This is a genomic window from Paenarthrobacter sp. NEAU-H11, assembly GCF_050573415.1.
Taxonomy (GTDB): Bacteria; Actinomycetota; Actinomycetes; order Actinomycetales; family Micrococcaceae; genus Arthrobacter.
The window spans coordinates 1-10,272 of the sequence record NZ_JBNZGA010000030.1; the positions used below are offsets into that span (position 1 = coordinate 1).

Annotated in this window: 8 protein-coding genes; 6 read left to right on the forward strand and 2 right to left on the reverse strand. The window is 59.9% G+C overall.

Translation table 11 applies throughout. The features are described from left to right. The 5 genes from ACQ3DC_RS20875 to ACQ3DC_RS20895 all read left to right on the forward strand — a co-directional run. Positions 1-617: FAD-dependent oxidoreductase (locus ACQ3DC_RS20875; protein WP_430753111.1), on the forward strand; the 617-nt coding region annotated here is incomplete at its 5' end. Then, complete coding sequence (locus ACQ3DC_RS20880) at positions 610-1,386, forward strand: SDR family NAD(P)-dependent oxidoreductase (RefSeq protein WP_430753112.1); 777 nt, start codon at positions 610-612, stop codon at positions 1,384-1,386. The genes ACQ3DC_RS20875 and ACQ3DC_RS20880, both read left to right, overlap by 8 nt. Positions 1,387-1,417: 31 nt before the next feature. After that, on the forward strand, positions 1,418-1,759 hold the full coding sequence (locus ACQ3DC_RS20885; protein WP_430753113.1) for a cupin domain-containing protein: 342 nt from the start codon (positions 1,418-1,420) through the stop codon (positions 1,757-1,759). Positions 1,760-2,038: 279 nt separating this feature from the next. Further along, positions 2,039-3,691: a phytoene desaturase family protein gene (locus ACQ3DC_RS20890; protein WP_430753114.1), complete on the forward strand. Its 1,653-nt coding sequence runs from the start codon at positions 2,039-2,041 to the stop codon at positions 3,689-3,691. Between the two features lie 559 nt (positions 3,692-4,250). Then, on the forward strand, positions 4,251-5,612 hold the full coding sequence (locus ACQ3DC_RS20895; RefSeq protein WP_430753115.1) for an MFS transporter: 1,362 nt from the start codon (positions 4,251-4,253) through the stop codon (positions 5,610-5,612). A 593-nt stretch (positions 5,613-6,205) separates the two neighbouring features. Here ACQ3DC_RS20895 and ACQ3DC_RS20900 read toward each other — a convergent pair. Both ACQ3DC_RS20900 and ACQ3DC_RS20905 read right to left on the reverse strand, forming a co-directional pair. After that, positions 6,206-6,874: an NAD(P)H-binding protein gene (locus ACQ3DC_RS20900; protein ID WP_430753116.1), complete on the reverse strand. Its 669-nt coding sequence runs from the start codon at positions 6,872-6,874 to the stop codon at positions 6,206-6,208. A 289-nt stretch (positions 6,875-7,163) separates the two neighbouring features. Continuing rightward, positions 7,164-7,763, reverse strand: coding sequence for a TetR/AcrR family transcriptional regulator (locus ACQ3DC_RS20905; protein WP_430753117.1), 600 nt, complete (start codon positions 7,761-7,763; stop codon positions 7,164-7,166). A 1,451-nt stretch (positions 7,764-9,214) separates the two neighbouring features. On the opposite strand from ACQ3DC_RS20905, the gene ACQ3DC_RS20910 reads away from it, so the two are divergent. Beyond that, on the forward strand, positions 9,215-10,243 hold the full coding sequence (locus ACQ3DC_RS20910) for a hypothetical protein (RefSeq protein WP_430753086.1): 1,029 nt from the start codon (positions 9,215-9,217) through the stop codon (positions 10,241-10,243). Positions 10,244-10,272: the final 29 nt, after the last annotated feature.

A 10,272-nucleotide genomic window follows, 5' to 3' on the forward strand; every position in this document is an offset into this window, starting at 1 on the left:
GCCAGATCGTGCGGGGACTCCAACCGGCCAAGCTCGCCGCGATGGACTCCGTGCGGGTCCTACCGATCGTTGAAGTCCTCCTGCTGCTCGCAGACGGTGGCCCGGCCCCCTGGGATGAACTTTCAGCAATTTGGACGATCGACAAAAGCTTCAGCGTGGGCCTGAACTCCAAAACGCACCGGGTTGTAGAGGCGGTCGGGGCAGACAAGCACTCGGTGATTAAGATGATCGCGGTCGGACCATCGGCCGCGCCGCTCTCCGACCGCACCGACGAGTGCATCGCCGACACCTTCATCAACGACTTCACCGACATGTTCCCGGAGGCCCGCGACAAAATTCTGGCCCACTCGATTAAGCGTTGGAACCACGGAATCCCCGCGCCTGCCGTCGGTTTCGACCAGCATGTTGCCGAGATGGTAAAGCCCCTCGGCAACATACACTTCGCCGGCGACTGGTGCGGATTCGTCGACACCGCGAATCCCGGCGGAGCCGGCCTCGACGGCGACTGGGGCGGCTACGGTATCTCGGGCGGGTTGCACCCGGCGGTCCGCGCGGGGCTGCGCGCGGCCTCGGAAATCCGGACGCGGACTCTCATGAGCAATGGTTCACATGTCTGACACCGGATCGTCCAGGTTTTCGCGGCGCGTCTGCCTCGTCACCGGTGCCGCCACCGGCATTGGCCGCGCCGTCGCCTGGCGAATGGCGGAGGAGGGGGCCGATGTCGCGGTCCTCGACATCAACGTCGACGAACTCGAGACGACACGGGCGGGGATTCAGGCCAGAGGAGGAACTGCATTCGCAGTTATCGCCGACGTGTCGGTCCCTGACGACGTCCGGGCGGCCATATCACAGGTCGAATCTGTCCTAGGACCAATCGATGTGCTGGTATCGAACGCGGGCGTGCCGATCGTTGGAAAAGTTCACGACATCACCCTTAGTGACTGGGACCGAACATTCGCCATCAACACGCGGTCGACCTTCGTCGTTGTCCAAGCGGTCCTCCACGGAATGCGCGAACGACGAAGAGGAACAATCTCCATCACTGCCTCGAGCGCGGCCCTCGTCGCCGAGGCAGGGTCCGCGCCCTACGCACCGTCCAAGGCAGCACTGGTTAACTTTACGAAACAGGTCGCCGTCGAGAACGCCGCCCTCGGCATTCGCTGCAATTGCGTCTGTCCCGGGTGGGTCGACACACCGTTCAACGACCCTGCATTCACCAGCGATTCGGAACGTGTGGAGACCGTTTCCCGCCAAGTGCCTATGGGTCGCGAAGGCTTACCCGACGAAATCGCTTCGGCGATCTTGTTCGCCTGCTCTGATGACGCCTCATACATGACGGGCCACACACTGGTCATCGACGGTGGATTGACGCTGGGCCCAACGTAATGACCACCACAACATCGAAGAGAACTTTCAAATGACGCATATCGCAGGACCTGTCCCGATGGAGGCCATGCCGATCGACGAGGAAACGATCATGTCCGGGAACCCCACGGCGGCCGGAACCATCCTCTACACAACACCGGACGGCCGCGCTACGGTCGGGCTTTTCAGCTGCTCGCCGGGAAAATTTCGCTACAGGCTCGAGGCAGAAGAGTTCACCCACCTCCTTAGCGGACACATCGTGATCGAGCCCGATGACGAGGACGCCATCGACGCGAAAGCGGGCGACACCTACATCCTTCCTGCTGGGAAGAACATGGTGATAGACGTCAGGGAATCGATCACAGACATCTACGTGTCCTGGTCAGCGGAATAGATAATCGCGAACGCCAGCAGGCATTCCCGCTGGACGGCAGCGGCCCGCCTCCGAACACAGTCGGAGGCGGGATCCGTCACTGCCATCCCCGTCGACGGGCGCCAAAGCATCCTGCCGCCTGCACCCGCAGCCGTCATAAGCAACTGAAGGATCCTAAAGAGTCTCCCGCAATAGCCACGGGACGGAGCTGGCAATAATCCTCAGTCCAAGCAGGCAACCGTGGACACAGGGCCTCATATAACTGTCAAACGATTTGCATCCATAGGAAGGTGGCCGCACATGTTGGTCAAAACAAGCCCAGACTTTGACGTCGTCATCGTTGGCGGCGGGCACAACGGCCTCGTGACGGGTGCTTACCTCGCGGGCTCAGGTCTTCGCGTGCTGCTGCTCGAGCAGCGCGAGACGATCGGGGGACTCTGCACCACGGCAGAGCTGTTCCCAGGCATGAGGGGGAACCTCGTAGCCAACTCTGCCCACAATTTCGAGCCCAAGGTCCTCTCCGACCTCAGGCTCGACCAGCACGGACTGACCTGGTCGGAACCTCTCCGTCCGAGCTCCTTCATCATGTTTCCTGACGGTCGGCGGGTAGTGTCGTGGCCGAACAAAGAGGATGTGCGGAAGGAGTTCGACCGTTTTGCCCCTGGCGACTACGACGCGCAAATGAAACTGAACGACGAGCTGATGCAGTTGGCCATAACACTTGACGTAGATTTCTTCGGCCCGCCACCGTCGTTTGCCGAGGTTGCCGCACGTCCAAAGACCCCGGCACAAGAAGAGCTCTTCACGAAGGTCATGTTCGGGAGCGCCACTGACCTCGTCCGCGAGCACCTAGTATCCGAGGAGCTGCAGTCGTCCCTCGCAATGCTCGCCGCGACCGGCAACTTCCTCGGGCCTGCATCGCCTGGCTCAGCATTCCAGCTCATGCACCGCGCCCTGTACCGCGGTAGCAGCGCCGTTCGGAATCGGCCGAAGATCAGTGCGTCCGCGGAGTTCGCTTCCCGCGTTCCGATCGGCGGCATGGGTGCCATAACGCAAGCGTTAGCCAGTGCATTCCTGGCTAGAGGCGGTCAGATTCGCACCGCGTCAGCTGTCGAGACCATCAAGGTCGGCCCGAACGGCGTTGAGGGCGTGGTTCTCGCCGGGGGCGAGGAAATCAACGCCCGGATCGTTGCCTCGGCAATTAACCCGAAAACGACGCTCATCGACCTCGTACCCCAGGAAGCCCTCCAACCCGACATCCGATCCGCATTCTCTGGTATAGGCATGGCCGGTTGCATGGCGAAGGTTCACGTCGCCCTGAACGACCTCCCACAATTCGTCTGCGCGACCGATCAGGCCGAAAACGAGTTGCTCGCTCGCTGCGGCTTCCGCGTGGGTTTGACACAGGATGCGATGCAACGCAGCTTCGAGGCCGCCACCCATGGAGATTGGTCGGGCGACCCCATAATCTACGGTTTAGTCCAGACAGCGGTCGATCCAACACTGGCCCCCGAGGGTCGGCACGTCATGAGCCTGTCGGTTTCCTATGCGCCGTATCACTTGGCCGAGGGCACCTGGGAGACCGTCGGCGACGACTGGGCCAAACATGTCTTGCGCTCCCTGGCCCCTCATATTTCGAACTTTGACCAAATTGTCGACGACTACCGGTTCCTCACGCCGGATGATCTCGAGAACCAATTCGGATTGCTCGAGGGGCACGCGCTTCACGGAAACATCACCGCATCCCGCGCCTTCAACTGGCGCCCAGTAGCGGGCTTCAGCGACTATCGCGCTCCGGTGAGAGGGCTGTACTTCTGTAGTAACGGTACGTGGCCGGCACTCTATGTGTCGGGACTCGCTGGACACAACGCTGCCCAGGAGATCGAGCGGGACATCGCGGATCAGATTCATGGGACGTTCGATCCCGCAATATTCGACGAAGGCATCCAGTAGTCGTAAAGACGAGGATGCGCACAATCATCAGGCACTGCCGAAAGGTGTTCGAAACTGGAGCAACAATGTCGAATGTGGAAAGTCATCACTTTCGCTGTTTGCGACCCGGGAATCCACACTGCTCGGATGGGACACCGACCGTCGAAAACTACCGTTAGCGAGATGCGAGCTATGCACTGCGGCGATCGTACTTGACCGGACCCGCATCGATCCTGCAGCGCTAGAAAGACCGAGGAGAGATGACAATCGAACAATCGAGATATGGGCCCCCGAGGGCCTCGAGAGTTCCCAACGCTGGGGTAACACACATGAACTACCCGGAAACAATCGCCAGGGACCTGTCGCACATTCAGTGGCCCATTTCTCAGTCCATCGGGTCCACAGGCTTATACCAGAGCGACGCCATACGCATACTGGGATACACGAACCATCTCAATCGTTATGCAACTTGATGCCGTAAAGCCTCGCGCCATTCCTCCCGCCCAATCGGTCTCGGAACAGAGGATCCGTTGGGAATGACCACCCTGTGAAGACAACTCCGCGGTGGGGACGCCACCAGTTGACCTTTGCTGTCCTCACCTTGGGCGTCGGGGCCTATGCCCTTCTGCAGTCGCTAGTGATGCCTGTGTTGCCGACCATCGAGGTTGAGCTGGGCACTACTCAGACCCACGTCACTTGGGTGTTGACGGCGTACCTCTTATCCGCGTCAGTATTCACCCCAATCATCGGGCGTCTCGGTGACATGCATGGTAAGAAGCGTGTATTCGTGATCGCGCTTGCCGCGCTGGCTGTCGGTTCGTTGCTCGCGGCATTGGCCGAGTCGCTGTCGGTGATGATTGTTGCGCGGGTGATCCAAGGAATCGGTGGTGGCGTACTGCCATTGGCGTTCGGTATTATCCGCGACGAGTTTCCCAAGGAGAAGGTAGTGGGAGCAATCGGCCTAATTGCCGCGCTCACCTCTGTCGGCGCGGGTCTAGGTATTGTGCTGGCCGGGCCAATCGTGACCGCTCTGGGATTTCGCTGGCTCTTCTGGATCCCGCTTGCCATGGTCATCCTGGCAGGGGCTGCGGCACAGATCCTGATACCCGAGTCACTTGTCCGTACTGCTGGCAGGATTAACTGGGTCACTGCCATGCTGATGTCCGGATGGCTCGTTGCATTGTTACTCGGTGTGAGCCAGGCGCCGACATCGGGTTGGGGTTCTCCGGTGGTCCTTGGGCTGCTGGCGGCGGCCGCAGCCGTCGCAGTGATCTGGGTTTTCGTCGAGTCGCGATCTTCCAACCCTCTGATCGACATGTCGATGATGCGGATTCGAAGTGTGTGGGCCGCGAATCTAGTTGCCTTGCTGATGGGAATCGGTATGTACGGAGTGTTTGGTTTTCTGCCGCAGTTTCTGCAGACACCGTTGTCGGCCGGTTTCGGTTTCGGTGCTTCGGTCACAGAGTCAGGCTTGATGCTGATGCCCTTCAGCGCGGGGATGTTTGTGCTCGGGCTAGCCTCCGGCCGATTGGCCAAACGATTGAGCTCGAGGAACCTCGTGATAATTGGGTTGATCGTCAGCGCAATCGGCTGCTTCGTGCTCGCGTTTCTACATCAGTCCAGAATGGAAATCTATCTTGCGACGTCCTTGGCAGGAATCGGTTTCGGTATTGCTTTTTCGGCCATGTCGTTTGTGGTCGTCGGAGCAGTGCCGGCGGAACAGACTGGCGTCGCGAGCGGTATGAATGCGAACATCCGGACGATAGGTGGTTCGTTCGGCGCTGCATTCATGTCCGGTATCGTTACTGCCGGCTTCTCCACATCGGGAGTTCCGCTGGAAGCCGGTTACGTCCACGGATTCATCATGCTGGGTGTTGCAGTTGGACTCGGAGCCGCTGCAGCACTGTTAATCCCGGTGATGGAAGCAAATAAGAAGTGGTAGTCCGACCTTTCAGAAACAATGTCGGTGGCGGACGAAAACCGATTCATTTACTGGGCGTCGGATTCCGGCGGTTGCTGCAACAAATCTTGTGAAGCTGGATGAGGTGAAGCGAGTCCAGTTAAGTGCACCCAAGCAGTCTCTGCGTCCAGGAATTCACGGGGCCGTCCATTGAGTTGTCTCGCGACGGAGGCGAAGTGTTCTACAGTGTAGTTGCCGGGCTCCGTTCCCTTCCGAAGGTACTGCCCGAGCAGTCCATTGGTGTTCCCATTCGAGCCGGCCTGTCAGGGGCTTGCAGGTTCGCAGGGGTACCCCGACGCCAGATCCGAACGGCGCAAATGGACCGGAAAAGCAGATAGTGACTCCACGAGCCGGTCGCGAAAAATTCCCAGCCGCCATTTCGCGAGGACGATAAGCCGAGTAGTTCCTTCGACAAGCGCTGCGCCGCTATGTGGACGAGCGCACCGATGGTGGCGAGACGGCAGGGGATTACATCCCGCGCGGATTCGCCCTGCTGGGCGCCGGTTCTGGGCGACGCTCCCGTGCCCAGTGGAGAAGGAGCCCCGGCCACTGCCCTGCCAGCGCCCCGGACTACGCTACTGAATCGCAGTGATGGCGTAGTCCACTAGTGAGTCGCCGGATGCCACCATCAGCGTTTTGCCAATAGTGCCCGGGGCGTCGAGCAGTTGTGCAATGACAGCTGCCACGTCGGCCCGGGGAATCGTTCCCCGCTTGAGCGGCGGGGTGGACAACACAACGTGACCAGTTGGCGAATCGTCGGTCAACTCACCAGGTCGCAGAATCGTCCAGTCTAGGTCGGGACGGTTCGACAGGTCTTCTTCCGCAGCAATCTTTGCCTCTATGTATGCGCGCCAAGTGCCGTCTAAATCACTAGGGACCGGCTCGCCCGCGCTGGAGGAACTGATTAGAACGAACCTCTTCACCCCAGCCTTTTCCGCTGCATCTGCGAGGAGTTTTGCCGCCCCTCGGTCGACTGAATCCTTGCGCTCGGCTGTACTTCCGGGTCCGGCACCCGCTGCGAACACCGCCGCCTCAGCGCCTTCGAGTGTTGCGGCCACCTCGTCGACCGATGCCGACTCCATGTCGACGACTTTGGGGAGCGCTCCAAGCGCAACAACCGTGTCAATATGGGCAGGGTTACGTATCAACGCCACGGCCTGATCTCCCTGAGCGGTGAGCAACTTCGTCAGATGTTGTGCAATCTTGCCGTGGCCACCCGCGATGACAACACGCTTGTCGGTCATGTCACTAGTTCCATTCCGTCGATTCTGGTCCGTCTCCGTTTGGGAGCTCCTGCTCAACGCGCGATATGTCAAAACGTTGATATTTTAGTGGCATCGAGGAGGGTCTCGTACCCACGAGGCAGGCCACAGATGCGGCGCACACCTCAGCAGGATCTGTCGAACGCTGGGCATGTTGGACAAGCCCGGTTTTGCCAGCACAGAAGAACATGGTCCCTACACGACGTGCCCAGCTGCAGTGATCAACAGCGGATCGAGGTCAAGACGACGTGCTATATGTGAAGGCTTGGTCTCAGCCGCTGGCGCCGACTATGCGCAACGCCATCTCAGCGTATCGGTTTGCTGTGTACTCCGGACTCCAGCGGCCGCCGTCGCGGTACCATCGCCCAATGTCGATACCGAGCGAGAGCAAGGCGACGGTTGCCATCTGGGGATCAGGGGTGTCGAAGTCGCCAGTGGCCACACCGGCCTGAACGATATTGAAAAGCTCTTTCTCGATGCGGCGGCGCATCTCGCGGATCTCGGCGTAGTGTTCCGGTGTAAGCGCGGGCAGCTCGTAATTTGTGACCCGCGCGGCGGCGGGTCCCTTGGCGTGTTCGATCGCAAAACCGTGGATTATTTTACGCAGTACCTCGGTTGGTTCACCGGAGGTCGCCACGGCCTCGTCCACCAGTCGCAGGATGTTCTCATGTCCTGATCGCGTAATGAGGTAGAGCAGTTCCTCCTTGGACTTGTGGTAAACGTAGAGCGCGGCGGGGCTCATCCCAACGGCCGAGCAGATGTCACGCGTGGTAGTGCCGTGGAAGCCCTTCGCGGCAAACGCGGCTATAGCCGCTTCCAGTAGCCGAGCGCGCGTTACATCGGCGACGTGGTTGTTCTGTCGTGTCGTCATCGCGGATACATCAATCCCTCTCGGGTCTCGGTCTCAGGTGGACTACCCTGGTTCGTTGTTTTAATGCTCTACACCGAAATCGAGGAGCCGCGACGTTGGCTTCGTCGGTTCTCTGCTGGAATCAGGCTGCAAAAGCAGGCGCTTAGTCACTTTCTGAGTATCCGCGCTCAAGGCCGTTATGGTCAAGTTCTCGCGTCAACTCGTCAAAGACGACGCTTAGCCAGCATCCGAGGCACCATCTTGGGCTGTCCTGAGTTGCGGCATGTTAGTTCGCTGGTGCATCGTCCGCAGGCCGCTGCAAGCCAAGAGGCTGACGATAGAAACGCAATGCGGAGATGAAACGCCAGTGGGACGAAGAACGGCGGCATCCATATGAAGCGGAAGACCTGGCGCGTTGTCGTGCGGCAGAATGTTCGGGTACCACCCCCACGGCCCCGCCGTCCGTGCTTGAGCCGATGAACCACTCCGTCCCTCTGTATAGTCCTTTGCCCTAGGCAGACGCTTCTGGGGGAGGCGTGAGCACTAGCGAGTGCCAGGTCGTGGATTTAGCCATCTCCTGACCGGACCTGGAAACCTCTACGACCAAAGCAGCGAACCGAGGTGAGGGTGAGGGCATGGGCATGGCCCATCTACGCCATGTTCTGGTCACCGGGCCGCGTAAGGGCCGGCGAGGCGATGGTGTCTCAGCGCAGGGGTCCTCTTGGCGTGTCGTGGCGTAAATAGCCCCCTGCGGCTGTCCTAAATCATCAGCGAACTCCCCGCAGTTGCGACGTAGCCATCACATCTCCAGCCAAGGTGTGGATCACCGGTCATGGCCGTAGCACCGCGTTGGCCTGTAGGTGGTACGCTGCAGCGCCTTTCGAGCATCATTCTGTTTCATCCGCTGTCACGCGGGGCCGACTTGCTTTAGCGCGCTTTCCGCCGCACGCCAAGATGATCGAAGCCAACTCTTGTTAGCAAGCGCTTATTATCGTATCTTGGTGTCCTACATACTTCATCTCGGCGACCCCGAGGGGAAGGAAACTCCTGAATTTACTTGGCCGCCCCGGAGCACGGCACGTTCTTCTGGCAGACAGCGCCACCGGCCGGGTGCGGGAACCCGACATCTCCATCGCCTCGCTATACGACGACCAACGTGGACGGAATGATCGGCCCATTGACACGTTTGAAGGGTCTTCGCGGATTCAATGCCGACAGGACTCAGATAAAGGGAGAGGGCATGGTCCTCGAGGGGACCATGCTTGATGATCTGAAGCGTTTCCTGGGACGTCGTCGTCGCCTGGCATTGGGAGATCTTTGATGAGGACGGGCGGTGGCGGCAGTGGCTTGGCGGCGTTCGTCTGGAGCCGCTCGGCCGAGACCACAGGCGGCGCGAGGCGAACTATGCGCTACGAAGGCGTGTGTCATGACTCGACACCTATCTATTCTGTGGCGCTATGAGAGGAAGAAGCATGCAGGAACAACAGACACCGGTTGCCCAAGGTGCGTCCGCGGCTGCGGTGAGCACCGACTTTATCCGCACCTCGCGGAAGTGGATTCGCAAACGCATTGAGCAGCTCGACCCGTACGTCGATTACCAGGAGATTTGGGCTCTCAGCTACATCTATAACGTCACGGACTTCGATCTTCACTGGCAGTACACGGTGGACAATTCGCATCTGGGCATGACCACGTGGGGTGCGGACGCGGCATATCGCGACGGTACCGGCGCGATGATCGTCCAAGCCGAACAACGGACGACCAACACCAACGATCACATGCTGCTGTGGGCCGAGCACGGCCCGGACTCGCCCGTGACGAAGCAGGCGATCGATATCGTTAACAAGCAACATGTGAAATGGGCGAAGCACTACAAGGGATCCTTTTCGCACTCGGAAGACTACATATTCCTGTTCTCCGCTGCGGCGACCGCCGAGCACACTCTTAAGCGCAGCCTCGGGCTGCCCGGGTGGTCAGAGAAGCAGAAGATCGCCGCACACCGCTTCTGGTGCGGAATTGCCGAGCTGTTCACGGTGGAGAGCGGCGAGGTTTTAACCGACGTCGAGCCGATGCCGAAGACCTTCGAGGAGTGCGCGGCCTATGCCCAGGCATATTCTGAGCGCCCCTGGCCGGAGAATCCGATCGGCGCGCCGTTCACAGAGGAGCTGATCAAGCAATTTCTTGAAGCCTGGTTCCCGCAGCAAGCCCTGCGACCGTTCGGACGGGCGCTCATCACTACCTTCTTCGCGCCTTCGCTCTTCCGCATCTACGGGATGAAGCAGCCGCACTGGGCGCTGCAGTCGCTCGCACGGGGGTTTGTGAGAGCGAGATTCATCTACCGCGACTACATCCGCGCCGATGAGAAGGAGCCAATCACCGAGCGGCATCGCCGCCTCGTGGCCAAAGGCAGGGCTACAGCCAGCCGCATCGACACCACGGTCCACCGGGCCGTGGGAAAGCAAAACCCGGGCGGCGGATGCCCGCATGCACGGATCAACTAAGCGACCAAAGAAAAAGGAAATTGCAATGC